The sequence below is a fragment of the Cupriavidus sp. 09_S30 genome, from assembly GCF_056930435.1.
Genome location: NZ_JBXOWI010000002.1, coordinates 2571206 through 2585924, shown reverse-complemented (window position 1 = coordinate 2585924; position 14719 = coordinate 2571206). Strand labels below are relative to the sequence as shown.

At 66.8% G+C, this 14719-nt stretch carries 13 protein-coding genes; 8 read left to right on the top strand and 5 right to left on the bottom strand.

Annotation, left to right across the window (positions count from 1 at the left end; all coding sequences use genetic code 11):
- Nucleotides 1-194 precede the first annotated feature (194 nt).
- The 5 genes from AC1Z3O_RS31720 (at nucleotide 195) to AC1Z3O_RS31700 (ending at nucleotide 6124) form a co-directional block, all read left to right on the top strand.
- The gene (locus AC1Z3O_RS31720) at nucleotides 195-1640 is read left to right on the top strand and encodes an AMP-binding protein (protein ID WP_483520792.1); all 1446 of its coding nucleotides are present in this window, start codon (nucleotides 195-197) and stop codon (nucleotides 1638-1640) included.
- Nucleotides 1641-1852: 212 nt separating this feature from the next.
- Nucleotides 1853-2659: an enoyl-CoA hydratase/isomerase family protein gene (locus tag AC1Z3O_RS31715; RefSeq protein ID WP_483522106.1), complete on the top strand. Its 807-nt coding sequence runs from the start codon at nucleotides 1853-1855 to the stop codon at nucleotides 2657-2659.
- Nucleotides 2660-2748: 89 nt separating this feature from the next.
- On the top strand, nucleotides 2749-3726 hold the full coding sequence (locus AC1Z3O_RS31710; protein WP_483520790.1) for a Bug family tripartite tricarboxylate transporter substrate binding protein: 978 nt from the start codon (nucleotides 2749-2751) through the stop codon (nucleotides 3724-3726).
- A gap of 323 nt (nucleotides 3727-4049) precedes the next feature.
- Nucleotides 4050-5648, top strand: coding sequence for an MFS transporter (locus AC1Z3O_RS31705; RefSeq protein ID WP_483520788.1), 1599 nt, complete (start codon nucleotides 4050-4052; stop codon nucleotides 5646-5648).
- Between the two features lie 14 nt (nucleotides 5649-5662).
- On the top strand, nucleotides 5663-6124 hold the full coding sequence (locus AC1Z3O_RS31700) for a MarR family winged helix-turn-helix transcriptional regulator (RefSeq protein ID WP_483520786.1): 462 nt from the start codon (nucleotides 5663-5665) through the stop codon (nucleotides 6122-6124).
- An 84-nt stretch (nucleotides 6125-6208) separates the two neighbouring features.
- Here AC1Z3O_RS31700 and AC1Z3O_RS31695 read toward each other — a convergent pair whose 3' ends face one another.
- The 3 genes from AC1Z3O_RS31695 to AC1Z3O_RS31685 all read right to left on the bottom strand — a co-directional run bounded on the left by AC1Z3O_RS31695 (nucleotide 6209) and on the right by AC1Z3O_RS31685 (nucleotide 9572).
- On the bottom strand, nucleotides 6209-7543 hold the full coding sequence (locus AC1Z3O_RS31695) for a cobyrinic acid a,c-diamide synthase CobB (RefSeq protein WP_483520784.1): 1335 nt from the start codon (nucleotides 7541-7543) through the stop codon (nucleotides 6209-6211).
- Nucleotides 7544-7793: 250 nt separating this feature from the next.
- Nucleotides 7794-8462 (bottom strand): response regulator, encoded by a 669-nt coding sequence (locus AC1Z3O_RS31690; RefSeq protein ID WP_483520782.1) that lies wholly within the window; start codon nucleotides 8460-8462, stop codon nucleotides 7794-7796.
- 153 nt (nucleotides 8463-8615) lie between these two features.
- Nucleotides 8616-9572, bottom strand: coding sequence for a LysR substrate-binding domain-containing protein (locus tag AC1Z3O_RS31685; protein WP_483520780.1), 957 nt, complete (start codon nucleotides 9570-9572; stop codon nucleotides 8616-8618).
- 712 nt (nucleotides 9573-10284) lie between these two features.
- Here AC1Z3O_RS31685 and AC1Z3O_RS31680 point away from each other — a divergent pair.
- Both AC1Z3O_RS31680 and AC1Z3O_RS31675 read left to right on the top strand, forming a co-directional pair.
- Nucleotides 10285-10572 (top strand): transposase, encoded by a 288-nt coding sequence (locus AC1Z3O_RS31680; protein WP_483520778.1) that lies wholly within the window; start codon nucleotides 10285-10287, stop codon nucleotides 10570-10572.
- Between the two features lie 84 nt (nucleotides 10573-10656).
- Complete coding sequence (locus AC1Z3O_RS31675) at nucleotides 10657-11040, top strand: hypothetical protein (protein ID WP_483520776.1); 384 nt, start codon at nucleotides 10657-10659, stop codon at nucleotides 11038-11040.
- A gap of 36 nt (nucleotides 11041-11076) precedes the next feature.
- Here the strand turns inward: AC1Z3O_RS31675 and AC1Z3O_RS31670 are convergent, their stop codons facing one another.
- Nucleotides 11077-11856, bottom strand: a complete 780-nt coding sequence (locus AC1Z3O_RS31670; protein ID WP_483520774.1) for a Crp/Fnr family transcriptional regulator — start codon at nucleotides 11854-11856, stop codon at nucleotides 11077-11079.
- Between the two features lie 248 nt (nucleotides 11857-12104).
- On the opposite strand from AC1Z3O_RS31670, the gene AC1Z3O_RS31665 reads away from it, so the two are divergent.
- Complete coding sequence (locus AC1Z3O_RS31665) at nucleotides 12105-13205, top strand: extracellular catalytic domain type 1 short-chain-length polyhydroxyalkanoate depolymerase (RefSeq protein WP_483520772.1); 1101 nt, start codon at nucleotides 12105-12107, stop codon at nucleotides 13203-13205.
- A gap of 29 nt (nucleotides 13206-13234) precedes the next feature.
- Here the strand turns inward: AC1Z3O_RS31665 and AC1Z3O_RS31660 are convergent, their stop codons facing one another.
- Nucleotides 13235-14545 carry an MFS transporter gene (locus AC1Z3O_RS31660; protein WP_483520770.1) on the bottom strand — a complete coding sequence of 437 codons (1311 nt, stop codon included), beginning with the start codon at nucleotides 14543-14545 and terminating at the stop codon, nucleotides 13235-13237.
- Between the last annotated feature and the right edge of the window lie 174 nt (nucleotides 14546-14719).

The following is a 14719-nucleotide window of genomic DNA, read 5'->3' as shown; positions in this document are numbered from 1 at the left end:
CCGGCCATGCCGGAGGATCGGTCAGCCCTGGGCAATCGACGTCGGCACAAGACTATTAAAACGAGGAGACAACAAGATGGAACAGTCGATTCAGATGGCCCCGACCATCGGCACGCTGCTGCTGCGCTCGGTCTGGCAGTACGGCGAGCGGACTGCCTTCAGTTGGGAGGGCGGCTCTGTTGAGCTATCGTGCCATGGGCGACCTGCTGGGGCGCATGCAGGCCGTCTATGCGAGCGCGGGCTTGACCCGCAACCATCGTGTCTGCCTGCTGACCGGCAATTCGGCCTTCGGCTGGTGCGCCGGCATGGCGGCACTGTGCAGCGGCATGATCAGCACACCGCTTCATCCCCTCGGCTCCCTGGAAGACCATCTGCTGCAGATCCAGGATTTCGACGCGGACGTGCTTGTGGTGGATGCCTCGACGCACCGGGTGCGTGGCGAGGAGATTCTCGGGGCGGCACCCGGCTTGCGCGCGGTGTTCAGTCTTGGACAGTCGGATTTCGGCAGCGATCTGCTGGCACAGGCGGAGAAGGCCGGAAGCTGCTCGCCACTCGATCTCACGCATCGAGAAGACGTTCCCTATGTCCACTATACCGGCGGATCCACCGGTCGGGCCAAGGGGGTGGTACGGGACCACGCTGCATTCAGCGCGATGCTGTTGAACGGATTGGCGGATTTTGAAATCCCGGCCGTCCCGCGTTATCTGGCCGTGGCGCCGATTACCCATGTGGCGGGTACCAAGATCATGCCGACGCTGGTGCGCGGTGGAACCGTCCATCTGCAGAACGGCTTCGCGCCCGACCGCGTGCTGGATGTGATCCGCCGCGAGCGCATCAATATGGCGCTGATGGTTCCCACCATGATCTACAGCCTGCTGGATCATCCCTCGCTGGACAAGGCGGACCTGTCATCGCTGGAGTTGCTGCTCTATGGCGCGTCGCCCATGTCCGCAGCACGCCTTCTCGAGGGCCAGGAGCGCATCGGCCCGGTCTTCGCCCAGCTATATGGCCAGACCGAAGCGTATCCCCTGGCCTACCTTCGCCGGGGTGACCACGATCCGGCCAATCCCGAGCGTCTTGCCTCCTGCGGCCGCCCGACGCTCGGCACCCTGCTGAAGGTACTGGATGACCAGGACCAGGAAGTTCCAATGGGTGAAGCCGGGGAGATCTGCGTGCGCGGCGTACATGTCATGCGCGAGTACCTCAACCTGCCGGAGCTGTCCGACAGTGCGCTGAAGAATGGCTGGTTGCACACCGGCGATATTGGGCGATTCGATGATCGCGGCTATCTCTACATCGTTGACCGCAAGAAGGACATGGTCATCTCGGGTGGATTCAATGTCTACCCGCGAGACGTCGAGGACATCATCAGCACGCATCCGGCAGTGTCGATGGTGGCCGTCATCGGGGTTCCCGATCCGAAGTGGGGCGAGGCGGTTGCGGCCCTGGTGGTACGCCGCCCTGGCGAGCAGGTCGGGGCAGAGGAACTGACGCAACTGGTGAAGTCGCGCAAGGGGGCAATCTATGCGCCGAAGCAGGTCGAATTCGTCGAAAGGTTGCCGCTGACCAGCGTCGGAAAGATAGACAAGAAAGCGCTTCGCAAGCGCTTCTGGGACGGGCAGGGTCGACAGGTATCGTGAGTCGCACCCTGCTGACCCATGCCCGATGCCCGCCGCGCCTCGGCGTGGGTGGCGGTACCGGCGGCAGAGGACAGTTGAAGTCCGCGCGATCGCCAACGGCACCCTCATCGAACGACGGTAGGCGAAACAAGCTGGTCGCACTCGGAATGCCATTGACACGGCAGGGCGGCGTTCGTCCTGCCGCCCGACAACAGTTCATCAGGAAAGACATCATGACGGATACCCAGGAAGTCCCGGTTCTCTATGCGGTGAGGGACGGCGTCGCCGAAATCACCGCTAACCGGCCAAGATACCGCAATGCGCTGGATGCTGAAGCGCGCGCATTGCAGGCCGAGTTTCTCGATCGTGCCAGCCGGGACGACGACGTGCGGGCCATCCTGCTCAGTGGCAACGGCGGCCATTTCTGCGCCGGGGGCGATATCCGCGGCATGGAGGGGGCCAGGGAACTGTCGGCCGAGGCTGGACGCAAGCGCATGCGTCCCGTGGTGGAAAAGGCGGAGCGCCTCTATCACTGCGACAAGCCGGTGGTGGCGGCAGTGGACGGTTGTGCCTATGGAGGCGGCTTCGGCACCGCATTGCTGGCGGACATCATCATTGCCACGCCGGCCGCGCGATTCTGCATGTCGTTCATGAAGATCGGACTGATGCCGGACTGCGCTTCCCTCTATACGCTGCCTCGCATTGTTGGCCTGCAACGTGCCAAGGAGCTGATCCTGACGGGCCGTGAACTCGACGCCACCACCGCCAGGGAATACGGCATCGTCATGGAGATCGTGGCAGCGCCGGACCTGATGACCCGTGCGCGGGCGATGGCGCTCGCAATGACGACCGCCTCGGCCGCCGCCGTAGCGATGGCAAAGGCCGCGCTGAACCAGTCGCAGTCGTCGAGCCTGCATCTGATGCTCGAACTGGAGGCTGCCGCGCAAGGCATCGCCTTTTCGTCCGACTACCACCGCGAGGCCGTGAGCCGGTTCCTGGAAAAGCGCGAGCCGCGCTTTCAATGGCCGAAGGCCGGATAGGCCGCGGCCGGACCGGCGGCGACAAGGCGCTGCCGGCATGTTCCCATGCAAGCGACATCTTCGATTCCCCTACTTCGAGGTGATTTCCCATGACCGCAAGATCGCTACTCGTTGTCGCAATTTTCTTCCTCCAAACTGTTTGCTCCCTGTGTCATGCCCAAGCCTATCCGTCGCGGCCCATCACCTTCGTGGTGCCCGCGCCTCCCGGTGGCGCCCTGGATACCATCGCCCGCACCCTGGCACAGGAGATGGCCACGCAGATGGGCCAGCCGGTCATCGTCGACAACAAGCCAGGGGGCGGCGGAATCCTGGCCGTGCAGACGGTAATCCGTGCGGCGCCCGATGGCTACACCTTGCTGCTGGCGCACTCCGGCCCCATCCTCAGCACCCCCTATCTGTTCTCGAAAGTGCCCTATGATGTGCGGCGCGACCTGGCCTTCATCTCACAGGTCGCCATGGGCCAGTTCGTACTGGCAGTCAATCAGCGCGTGCCGGCCACAGACATGAAGTCCTTCCTTGCCTGGGCGGCACAGAACCAGGACAAGGTGTCCTTTGGCTCGTACGGCGTCGGCAGCTTCGCGCACCTTGCGGGCGCCTACCTGAACCAGTCGAGGGGCCTTGCCATGGTTCACGTTGCCTACAAGGGGGAAGGGCCGATGGATCAGGATCTGGGCGCGGGGCAGATCTCCTTGGCGATCAGCACGCTGACCTCGATGGCGCCATACATCCAGAGTGGCAAGGTGCGCCCGCTTGCTGTGTTCGGCGAACATCGGGCCAAGAGCTTGCCGAATGTGCCGACCATGGCCGAAGCCGGCCTGGCAGACCCGGAACTCAAGTCAACCGCCTGGGCCGGGTTGCTGGCACGTGCCGGTACGCCGCCGGCCATCCTCGCCAGGCTGGAGAAAGAGGCGGGCACCGCAACCAGATCGAAGCCGATGGCAGCGCGCCTGAGCGTGTCCAACAGCGAGCCGATCGGCAACACCGGCGCCGAGTTCAGGCGGGATTTCGAGGCGGTCGAGCCGACCGTCAGGCGCCTGATCGGGATCTCGGGCGCCAAGGCGGATTGAGTCAGGGCGCCTTGCGCCGCGAGCCGGCGGGTCTGGCGATCAGCGGTGCCGGACGGTTCACTCCGGATCGCCGGACCTGGGTATGCCATCTGGGGGATCGATGCAGTGCGCCGGCGCGGATCGACGCAGGAGCCCCGCCTGTTCGAGCAGGGGGGGCAGAACCCCGTAGATCATCACTGCGTCGGACTCCACACTCGAATCCACCGCTCCAAGCCGGATCACGCCTCCCCGACAGACTTCATTTCTAGCGATCACCCTAAGCCAGCGAACGCGCTCGCCTTGTCCTATAATACTTGACTACACAATCATTGATGGCGCAATAAATGATGATTAAGCCGCACGAGGCGCACACCGCCGGCCAGGTGCTGCCTTTTCGGGAATCGCTGATGGCGATGTTCGGCATCGCCTTCGTGGTGATGCTGGTGGCGCTGGACCAGACGGTGGTGGGTACGGCCTTGCCGACCGTGGTGGCCGAGCTGCAGGGGTTCGAGTACTACGCCTGGGTGGCCACCGCCTACCTGCTGGCCTCGGTCATCACGGTGCCGATCTTCGGCCGGCTGGGTGATTACTATGGGCGCAAGCCCTTCGTGCTGGCGTCCATCATCGTGTTCACGGGCGCCTCGGCGCTGTGCGGGATGGCGACGAGCATGCCGTTCCTGGTGCTGGCCCGCGGCCTGCAGGGCATCGGAGGCGGCATGCTGGTGGGCACCGCCTTTGCCTGCATTCCGGACCTGTTCCCCGATTCCCATGTGCGGCTGCGCTGGCAGGTGATGATGAGCGCGGCGTTCGGCATTGCCAACGCGGTGGGGCCGTCGCTGGGCGGTGTGTTGACCGAATGGTACGGCTGGCGCGCTGTGTTCTATGTGAACCTGCCGGTCGGCCTGCTCGGCCTGGTCTTCGCCTGGCGCTATCTGCCGCATCTGCGCCAGCAGGCGCACCAGGGACCGATTCGCGTCGACTGGCTGGGCGCCGCACTGATCGGCCTGGGGCTGGGCAGCCTGCAGCTCAGCGTGGAGCTGCTGCCGCGTCATGGCTTCGGCCTGGGCACCGGGGGGCTGATATTGCTGGCGGTGCTGGCGCTGGTCGGCCTGTGGCACTGGGAGCGGCGCTCGGCCAATCCCATCCTGCCGCTCGACATGTTCCGCAATCCCGGCCTGGCGCCCTTGTTCCTGCTGGCGGTGCTGGTGGGCTTCGCGATGTTCTCGCTGCTGCTGTACGCGCCGCTGCTGTTCCAGGGCGGTTTCGGTTACTCGCCCAAGGAGGCGGGTCTGCTGGTGACGCCGCTGGTGGTCTGCATCACGGTGGGCAGCATCCTGAACGGCCGCATCATTACGCGCGTGCGGAATCCGAACGCCATGCTTTACGCGGGCTTCGCCATGCTGGCGCTGGCCTGCCTGGGCCTGTCCCAGGCGAGCCGAGACATGTCGCGCCACGTGCTGCTGACACTGATGCTGGTGGGCGGCTTCGGACTGGGCTTCATCATGCCCAACCTGACAGTGTTCGCGCAGCAGACCGCCGGGCGCGCGCAGCTCGGTATCGCCACGGCAATGCTGCAGTCGCTGCGCATGGTGGGCGGCATGGCCGGTACCGCCATCATCGGCACCCTGGTCGACCGGCACTACGCCAGTGGCGTGCGTGCGGCGCTGGAGGGTGGCGGCGCGACCGACTGGCTGTCGCGCTTCGGCGATCCGCAGATCCTGATCGACAAGACGGCACAGTCCGGCCTGCTCGCGCAATTGCACGCGGCCGGCCTCAATGGCGCGCTGCTGCTGGAACAGGCGCGCCTGTCCCTGGTCGGTGCCATCCACCTCGGCCTGGCGCTGGCCGCCGTGGTGGCGGTGGTGGGCGTCTGGCTGGCGCGGCGCGTGCCGCCGATCAAGCTCGAGCGCGCCGTCAAGCAGCCGGCGATGGCTGCGGAATAGCCGGAGGACTTGGAGTGGAATTGGAGCGACAAAGCCTGGCGGTGCTGCAGCAGTTCGGGCGAACCTATCGGGCGTATGCCGCAGCGTTCGAGCAGTGCGTCGGGCAGCCGATGCCGCGCTGGCGCATTCTCTACGCGCTGCACAACCACGCCGAGCCGATCGCGCAGAAGCCGCTGGCTGACCGCGTCGGCATGGATCCGGGTGCCATCACGCGCCAGCTCAAGGCCTTGCAGGAGCTGGGCTGGGTGGAGCGCAACACCTGCGAGCGCGACAACCGCGTGACCAATGTCACGCTGTCGGCACTCGGGCGCGAGGTGGTGGAGCAGACGCTGCCGCGCCGCTCGGCCTTCCTGCAGGACGTGCTGGTCAACGTGACGGCGGATACCCTGCGCCATCTGTCGGAGGGCCTGGAGCAACTCGAGTCCGGCATTGCCGAGGCGGTGGCGCGCGTGCGCGAAGCCGAGGACGTGGCTTGAAGCGCTGACTCGCAGGACGGATTCCCGGTGCTGGCTTGAAGCCGTGGCCCGGCCGCGGCCCGCCGTGGCCGGGCATCCCCCCGTCTAGCGCGGCGGCGTGACGGCCGCGCCGAACAGCGCCGCCGCAGCGCTCGGGTTGGACGGGAAATACAGATGGACGTAGGAGGCCGTGAGGCTGCCGCTGCGGTAGACAGCCTCGCCGCGCGCGCCGTCGCGCGGCGAAGTGGCGTGCGTGGCGGGGGCGAGCGGGCTGTCCGCCTGCGAGTAATGGAAGGTGTGGCCACGCAGCGTGCCCTCGGGCAGTGCGACTGCCTGCGGGCCGATGGCGCTCAGCCGCTGCTGCATGCGCACGGTGCCCGGCAGCAGCGCGGCCATAGCATGCGCGGCGCCCTCCTTGTCTACCAGGGTATCGAACAGCGCCATCATGCCGCCGCACTCGGCCAGCATGGGGAGGCCTGCCCGATGCGCCTGCCTCAGCCCGTCGAGCATGCCGGTGTTGGCGGCCAACCGCGCGGCGTGCAGTTCCGGATAGCCGCCCGGCAACCAGACCGCATCGCAGTCGGGCAGCCGGGTGTCGGCCAGCGGCGAGAAGAAGGCCAGTTGCGCGCCCATGGCGGCCAGCAGCTCCAGGTTGGCCGGATAGAGGAAGCGGAAGGCGGCGTCGCGGGCGACCGCCACGGTCCTGCCGGCAAGCATCTGCGGCAGCGCGGGCGCGGGCACGTCGGCGAAGGGCACCGGCGGCGGCAGTTGTGCGATCGGCTGGGTGGCGAGCAGGTCGGCGAGCGCGTCGAGGCGCTCACCGAGGTCGGGCAGTTCGTCGGCCGGCAGCAGGCCCAGGTGCCGCTCCGGCAGCGCCACGCGAGAGTCGCGCGGCAGTGTGCCGGCCCAGCCGATGGAAGCGGGCAGGCTGGACTGCAGCATCTGCGCATGGCGCGCCGTGGCGACGCCGTTGGCCAGCACCTGCATGCCCGGCAGCGGGCCGCCATAGCTGGCCAGGCCGAGCGCGATGGCGCCGAAGGTCTGCGCCATCGCTCCCGCCTGGATCACGCTCAGCACCGGCAGTCCGAAGCGGCGCGCGATGTCGGCGCTGCTGGGTTCGCCGTCGTGCAGTCCCATCACGCCTTCGACCAGCACCAGGTCGGCCTCGCGCGCGGCCTCGGCCAGTCGTGCTGCGGCGTCATCCGCGCCAGTCATCCACAGGTCAAGCGAATGCACGGGGGCGCCGCTGGCGAAGGCCAGCAGCGTGGGATCGAGGAAGTCCGGGCCCGACTTGAAGACCCGGACCCTGCGCCCCTGGCGCCGGTGCAGGTGGGCCAGCGCCGCGGTCACCGTGGTCTTGCCCTGGCCCGACGCCGGTGCGGCGACGAGCAGCGCGGGGACGTGCAAGGTGGCGGGATCGGTGGGGCGCGGCTGGGTCATGGCATATGGCGGAGCGTGCGGGAATTTCCGCGAAGGGCGGCAGCGTTGCCGCCCGCGCCGGATTATAGCCAGCGGGCGCCGTCCGGGCCTAGTCCGCTGGATCATTGAAATGGGAGGTGAAGGACATGCCATGCGGGAATCAGCGCTAGGCGCAAAGCGCAGCAATAGCACGGCTATTGCGAGCATTTGCAACGACGCGATGAACCCGCATGGCATGGCAGGCACCGACCGATTTCAGTGATTCAGTGGACTACGTGGATCGAGGGGCGCCGGTTGGCACCAGGCCATGATGCATCGCGTATTCGAACAGCTCGCGGTCATTGCTGGCGCCGAGCTTGCGCATCGCGGCGATCTTCTGGCGGCTGATGGTCTTGATGCTGCGATGGCTGGCGCGCGCGATCTCGGTGACCGAGCAGCCGCTCAGGTAGCGGCGAAGCACGTCGAGCTCACGGGTACTGAGGTTGTGCAGGCCAGCCGGCCCCTCCACGTCGGAGAAGTCGGCGCCAGCGAGGATGCGCAGCACCGAGTGTCCCACGTAGTTCAGGCCGCGCAGCGCCTGGGCGATGGCGCTCGCCACTTCGTCGAGGGGCGCGTCCTTGAGCACCAGCCCCTGCACGCGCGCGGAGAGGATGGTGCGCAGGATGGCAGGATTGGTCAGCATCGTCAGTACGATGACCTGTGCCGCCGGCACGCGCCGGCGCAGGGCATGGAGCAGGCGGACGCCGTCGTCGGCGGGAGAGTCCGGCATGTGGTAGTCGGTCAGCACGATGTCGGGGCGCAAGGCCTCGGCCGCGCGCAGCAGCTCGTCGGCGTTGGCGGCCTCGCCGCAGATCTCCCAGCCCGGGCGACCGCCCAGCAGGTTTCGCAGTCCGACGAGGACGATCGGGTGATCGTCGGCGATCAAAATCCTCACGACCATGTCGAGGTGTCTCCATTCTGGCGGGCTGCTGCCTAGCGCACGCTAGGCGAGCATAGCCGCCGTCGCGGCGGCCAGGACGAAGACATTTCGCAAAGTGTGCGGCGCTTGCCGCGCCACGCGGGCGAGCGGAGTCGCTGCCCGGCGGCGCTGGGCTCAGGCGGCGGCGCAGTCCTGCCGCTCGCGTGCCAGGCGTCGTCGCTCGATGGCGTTGACCGGATCGCGCAGGATGGCGCTGCCGATTTCCATCATTTCGTGCAGCGCCGTGGCGCCGCGCGCATGCGCGGGCATCCAGAAGTGCAGGGCCGCCCATTCCGGGAAGCTGTTGGGGGTAGGCAGCAGCCGCGTCGTCTGGTCGCGCGCGACCAGCGGCACATTGAAATCCAGCACGGGGCAGATGCCCCCGGTCGCGCGCAGCAGTGCGATCTGCGTGTGCCACGACGGCACCACGGTCTCGCGGTGCCCCGGATCATTGGCATGCCGGCTCAGGAAGGTGCGCAGCGGGCTGCCGGGCTCGTTGTCCTCCTGCAGCAGGATCCAGTCGCCTTCGGGCTGCGGCGTGGCGTTGCTGCCGGGCCTGGCGGCGCTCACCAGGCGGCGTGGCGTGGCAAGGATGCTGTGCTGGGCAACACCTTCGGGCGCGTACTGGCTGTCGATCACGAAGGCGCAATCGATCTCGCCCTCCTCCAGATTGCGCGACAGCGCGGCATCGGCGCGCACGGGGCGCGTGACGAAGTGGTTGTGCGGGAACTGCTCGCACAATGCCGTCAGGATCTCTGTGATGACGGGATCGCCGATCGAGGGCGAGAAGCCGATGCTCACGCGCGTTCCGTGCGCGACGGATCCGGCCTCGTGCCCGTTGTCGCGCACCAGGTGCGCCCACTTGGCCAGCATCTGGCGCGCAGTCTGCTCCAGGCGCAGCGCGTACGGCGTCGGTTCGAGCAAGCCTTTGCGCTTGACGAAGAGCGGGTCGCCGGTGATTTCCCGCAGCCGTGCCAGGCTATAGGCAATGGTGGGCACGCGGCCGCGCGTGCAGGCTGCCACCGCATTCAGGTCGCGGTACTCCATCAGTAGGACAAAGATCTGTAGCAGCTTGGTACTGACGTGTCGCATGCTGACTTCTCCCGTTCTGTTTGCCGCCCCAGAGGGGCAGCATCCTGCTAGGAGCCGGTATCCGGTCCGTCATCCGGGCTTGCCTGGCACGCTGCGCATGGCATCCATACCTTGTCGTCGCCCGAATCAAGTCGGACGGGCAAGCGATGCCGGTCAGCGCTCTCCGGCCTGTCGGCAGTGTCTGTCTTCCCATGTTCCTACTGACCTGGTGCTGCGCCGGCAATCGGGGCCACGCCGCCGGACTGGACATCGCCGGTGCGAGATTGCCGGGTCACCCCTCTTGTGCGAAACAACGCTAGGTACGGATGGGGGTGATCAATGTTTTGTTATTACTACGGAAGCTTAATACAGCGATAAGTCCGATACTAGGTGTTCACTAAATTTCAAATTGGTATGCTAGTTTGACCAAGAACAATGGCCCTTTTGTTCGCACATGGTTACATGTGGTAAATTCGGCGCGCCATCCGGCACATTTGACCCCGCCGGTCCTGGTGCGGTGTGTGGCGCTTGCCTTGTAGCGGGAGCGCCATCGGCAACGCACGCTTGCGATGCCTTGGCGACATATCGCGAAGGGGACCAAACCGCTTAATACGTGCTGCGAATACACTGAATTGCTTTCCCCCGGCGCCCTCGGCTAACTTCGTGTTCATGGCAGGCTGCCGAAGCCTCGGCGGCATGTTGCACGCAACGTCACCGAGACCGGGGGGATCCAGTGAACAGACGCTTTAGCGAGGAGCAGATCCGCTCCTACCTGGCGGAAGCCGCCAGCGGCGTGCCGGTGCGCGAGTTGTGTGCGCGGTACGGATTCAGTGATGCATCCTTCTATGGCTGGCGCGCGCGCTATGGTCAGGGGGCGCAGGGAAGTACGGCGGAGGCGCGCAAGCTGCGCGAACTGCAGGAGGAAAATGCGCGGCTCAAGAGCATGCTTGCCGATGCCCTGCTCAAGCTGGAGATGCTGCGCAACCGGACTGGCCGCGAGGGCTTGAGCAAAGAGCGCTGATGCCCTTCGCATGCGACGGCGGGGCGCGGCGCACGATCGAATTGAATTCGCGCGGCACGGCCGCGCAGGAAAGCTTGAGGAAAGATGAAGGTAACCCGGTATTGCGCCCTGTTGTGCCTGGCGACGCTGATGAGCGCTTCGGCGCTGGCGGAAGAGCCCACTCCCCAGCCGATGGTGGCACCGCCGCCGCCGCGCCTGATCGATGAGGGAACCGGCATGACTACCGTGCCCGGCCTCCCGGCATCGAATCCTGAGGATGCCGATGGCACGCTGTCGCCGGCCCAGCGCAAGCACTGCCAGGATCTCCTTGGCCAGCTCAATGGCTTGCCCTCGGGACCACAATGGTCCGTCGGCCGGTCGTCAGTGACCACCGCGGATGGGCGCACCTATCCCACGGTGGAGCGCCAGGCCGACCGCAAACGCCTGGAGGAAGCCTATCGCCAGGAGTGCACCCAGCGGCGGCGCTGAAGTCCGCCGTCAGCGGGCTCGTCCCTGCTCAAGACCTCAGGCCGCGCGCCGGCTTGCGTGCGTGGAGTCGCCCCGATCGGCCTCCTGCGGTACCGGCAGGTGCCCGGCATCGGCATAGACGGCGGCCAGCCCCGGCTGGTCGACGATGTGCAGCAGCTTGTGCCGCACGGTGATCAGGCCGGCTGAGGCAAAGCGCGACAGCAGGCGCGAGACCGTTTCCAGCGTCAGTCCCAGGTAGCTGGCGATGTCATTGCGCGACATCGCCAGCGTCAGCGCGTCATCGGTCCCGCCGCGGCGCTCGTGTTCCCGCGCCAGGTCGAGCAGCAGCATGGCCAGGCGTTGCGCCGCCTTCATCGAGCCGATGGCCACCAGCAGCGTGCGTTCGTGTTCAGTGTTCCTGCGCAGGGTGTCCAGCACCAGGGTGCGGAACCCGCTCGCGTGCATCTGCGCGCGCAGCATTTCTACGGGCACCACGCAGCAGCTCACGTCCTGCAGGGCGATGGCGCTGGTGGTATGCACGTTGCCGTCGTGCGCCTCCAGGCCGAGCACATCGCCGGGCAGGGTAAAGCTGGTGATCTGGCGCCACCCCAGCGGCGACTCGAACATGCTCTTGACGCAGCCATTGCGCAAGGGATAGACCGCGAGCGCGGGCCGCCCCTGCAGGTAGAGCATCTGTCCCGCGCGCAGTTGCACCCGCGTCGGTATCACGTCGCGCGGCAGTTGCTCATCGGAGGGGGCGATATCTTCCGCCCTCCTGCAAACCTGGTGGAAAGGGCAGAGGGTGCAGGCAGGGGCGTCATCGTGCGGCCTGGCCATATCGAATTCCGGTTGCCGATGGTGCACGCAGTATAAGGGCGTCCGGTCGGCGTGCGGCTTGTCGGCGTGATGCATTCTTTTATGGGGCGAATTGAAGATTTTCGGGGCAGGCGCACCGGAGGTAGACAAGTCATAACTTGCTTCGTGCTTCTTGGTGCACTTACGGAGGCTTCCCTGGCGCTGTGCTATGCTGCATCGCAGCAACCCCAATCGAGAGCGATGTCCGCTCTCGACGAGCAGGAGTCCCCATGGCCAATAGCCTGTCAGACGACTGGCGTGTTCAGCTGCGGCGGTTCAGTCGGATACAACACCAGACCGCACGGCAGTTGCGGGCCTGGCTGAATCGCCTTGATGCGCTGAATCCGGCCACGCCACCCCGGCCCGCCGCGCCGAGCCGTCGTCCCCTTCATCCGGAATCGCCCCGCGATGCCGTTTCCGAGCCGCCACAGGGCAAGTGGTACAGCCAGCAATTGCGGCTGCCGCCAAAGCCGGGCGAGCTGCTGCCCCACCTGAGCTACCGTCTCTATGTACCGTCATGGGCACATCCACAAGAGGCCTTGCCCTTGGTGGTGATGCTGCATGGCTGCCGCCAGACCCCCGAGGACCTGGCGGCGGGCACGCGCATGAATGCCCTGGCCGAACAGGAGGGGTTTCTCGTTGCCTATCCGCAACAGCCCTTGCGCCGGCAACTGCAGCGTTGCTGGCAATGGTTCGACCTGACTGCCGAGCAGGGCGGGCGCGAGGTGCAGGCGGTGGCCGCGCTGATCGACGCGCTCGCGCTGGAGCCGGGGGTGCGCTCCGACCAGATCTACCTGGCCGGCATCTCGGCCGGCGCCGCCATGGCCGCGGTGGTTGCTTTGCGCCACCCGGACAAGGTCGCGGCGGTGGGCCTGCATTCGGGGGTGGTGGTCGGGGCGGCGGATTCGCCGCGTGCCGGGCTGAAGGTCATGCGCGCCGGCTCCATCTCGGATCCGGTCGTGCTGCTGGATGCCGCAGGCGTGACGCCGGGCGGTCCGGCGATGCCGGCGATGGTGATACACGGCCTGGCCGACGACGCGGTCTCGCCGCTCAATGGCCGCCTGCTGGCGCACCAGTTCCTTTCCTACAACCGACTGGGGCACACGCTGCCCTCACTGGCGGAGACGGGGCTCGACGAAATGGCCCCGGGGGAATTCACCGACGTGCGTTTCGGCCGCTGGCACCGCGATCTTGTCGTGCTGCATGAGGTGGCAGGGCTGGGGCATGCCTGGAGCGGCGGCGACGGGCGCTATCCCTACCATGCCGCCGTCGGCCCCGATGCCAGCACCCTGATGTGGGACTTCTTCCGCACGCACCGCCGCTGGCGCTAGGCGGTGCGTGCGCAGGCCGGGCGCGGCCTTCAACCGCGCGCGCGCTGCTTGACGAACAGGGCGGTGAGCATGCCCACCACGCACAGCGCCACCACATAGTGTGCAGGCGCCAGCGGGTCTTCCTTGAGCATCAGCGTCACGATCATCGGTGTCAGGCCCCCGAAGATCGCGTACGACAGGTTGTATGAGAACGACAGGCCCGAGAAGCGCACCTGTGCCGGGAAAGCGTTGACCAGCACATAGGGCACTGCGCCGATGGTGCCGACGAAGAAGCCGGCGAGTGCGTACAGCGGCAGCAGCAGGTCCGGCCGATCATGGATGACCGTGTAGAACGCGTAGGCGCTGGCCGCCAGCAGCGCGCCGCCGATGAACAGCGTGCGGCGTGCGCCGATGCGGTCGGCGGCCAGGCCAGCTACGACGCAGCCGACGGTCAGGCACAGCGTGGCCACACTGTTGGCCACGAGTGCCGTGCGCGCGTCGAAGCCATAGATCTTCTGCAGGAAGGTCGGGGTCATCAGGATCACGACGACGATGCCGGCCGACAGCATCCACGTCAGCAGCATCGACACCACCACCGCGCCGCGGTGGTCGCGCGCCACCGCCTTGAGCGGCATCTCGGCCGCCAGCGCCTTGCGCTGCTGCAGTTCGGCGAAGACCGGCGTCTCGTGCAGCCAGCGGCGCAGGTACATGGAGCCGATGCCGAACACGCCACCCAGCAGGAAGGGCACGCGCCAGCCCCACTCGGCCAGTTCGCTGGCATCGAAGATGGTGTTGATGCCGGTCGCCACCAGCGAACCCAGCAGGATGCCGGCGGTCAGGCCTGCCGTCAGCGTGCCGCAGGCGTAGCCCACATGGCGCGCCGGCACGTGCTCGGAGACGAAGACCCAGGCCCCCGGCACTTCGCCGCCCACGGCCGCGCCCTGCATCACGCGCAGCACCAGCAGCAGCAGCGGGGCGAGCATGCCGATGGCATGGTAGGTGGGCAACAGGCCCATCAGCAGCGTCGGCACCGACATCAGCAGGATGGACAGCGTGAACATCTTCTTGCGGCCCAGCAGGTCACCGAAGTGGGCCATGATGATGCCGCCGAGCGGGCGCGCCAGGTAGCCGGCGGCGAAAATGCCGAAGGTCTGCAACTGGCGCAGCCATTCGGGCACCGAGGGCGGGAAGAACAACTGCCCGATCACGGTGGCGAAGAAGACGAAGATGATGAAGTCGTAGAACTCGAGCGCGCCGCCCAGTGCGGCGAGCGCGAGCGTCTTGTAATCCTGGCCGGTCAGCGGACGCGCGCGCGCGCCGCTGCGCGCGTCGGCCGTGCCGACGGTGCTGCTGGTAGACATGTGGAAACTCGCATGGAATGGATCGCATGCGAAGCGCGCAACACGGATGACGTGGCGGAGATGGCCGGAGGATACAGCGCGGGAGAAGCAGGCTCTGAGTGGCGGGTAAGCCGCAAGCTTGCGACGAGTCGCTTCGCAAAGGGCGAAAGATTACCAGATCGGGTTTGGCCTTGT

Coding starts and splice junctions, on each gene's coding strand:
- AC1Z3O_RS31715 (WP_483522106.1), top strand. CDS start 1,853: ATGACGGATACCCAGGAAGTCCCGGTTCTCTATGCGGTGAGGGACGGC.
- AC1Z3O_RS31705 (WP_483520788.1), top strand. CDS start 4,050: ATGATGATTAAGCCGCACGAGGCGCACACCGCCGGCCAGGTGCTGCCT.
- AC1Z3O_RS31720 (WP_483520792.1), top strand. CDS start 195: ATGGGCGACCTGCTGGGGCGCATGCAGGCCGTCTATGCGAGCGCGGGC.
- AC1Z3O_RS31670 (WP_483520774.1), bottom strand. CDS start 11,856: ATGGCCAGGCCGCACGATGACGCCCCTGCCTGCACCCTCTGCCCTTTC.
- AC1Z3O_RS31695 (WP_483520784.1), bottom strand. CDS start 7,543: ATGACCCAGCCGCGCCCCACCGATCCCGCCACCTTGCACGTCCCCGCG.
- AC1Z3O_RS31710 (WP_483520790.1), top strand. CDS start 2,749: ATGACCGCAAGATCGCTACTCGTTGTCGCAATTTTCTTCCTCCAAACT.
- AC1Z3O_RS31660 (WP_483520770.1), bottom strand. CDS start 14,545: ATGTCTACCAGCAGCACCGTCGGCACGGCCGACGCGCGCAGCGGCGCG.
- AC1Z3O_RS31675 (WP_483520776.1), top strand. CDS start 10,657: ATGAAGGTAACCCGGTATTGCGCCCTGTTGTGCCTGGCGACGCTGATG.
- AC1Z3O_RS31665 (WP_483520772.1), top strand. CDS start 12,105: ATGGCCAATAGCCTGTCAGACGACTGGCGTGTTCAGCTGCGGCGGTTC.
- AC1Z3O_RS31690 (WP_483520782.1), bottom strand. CDS start 8,462: ATGGTCGTGAGGATTTTGATCGCCGACGATCACCCGATCGTCCTCGTC.
- AC1Z3O_RS31685 (WP_483520780.1), bottom strand. CDS start 9,572: ATGCGACACGTCAGTACCAAGCTGCTACAGATCTTTGTCCTACTGATG.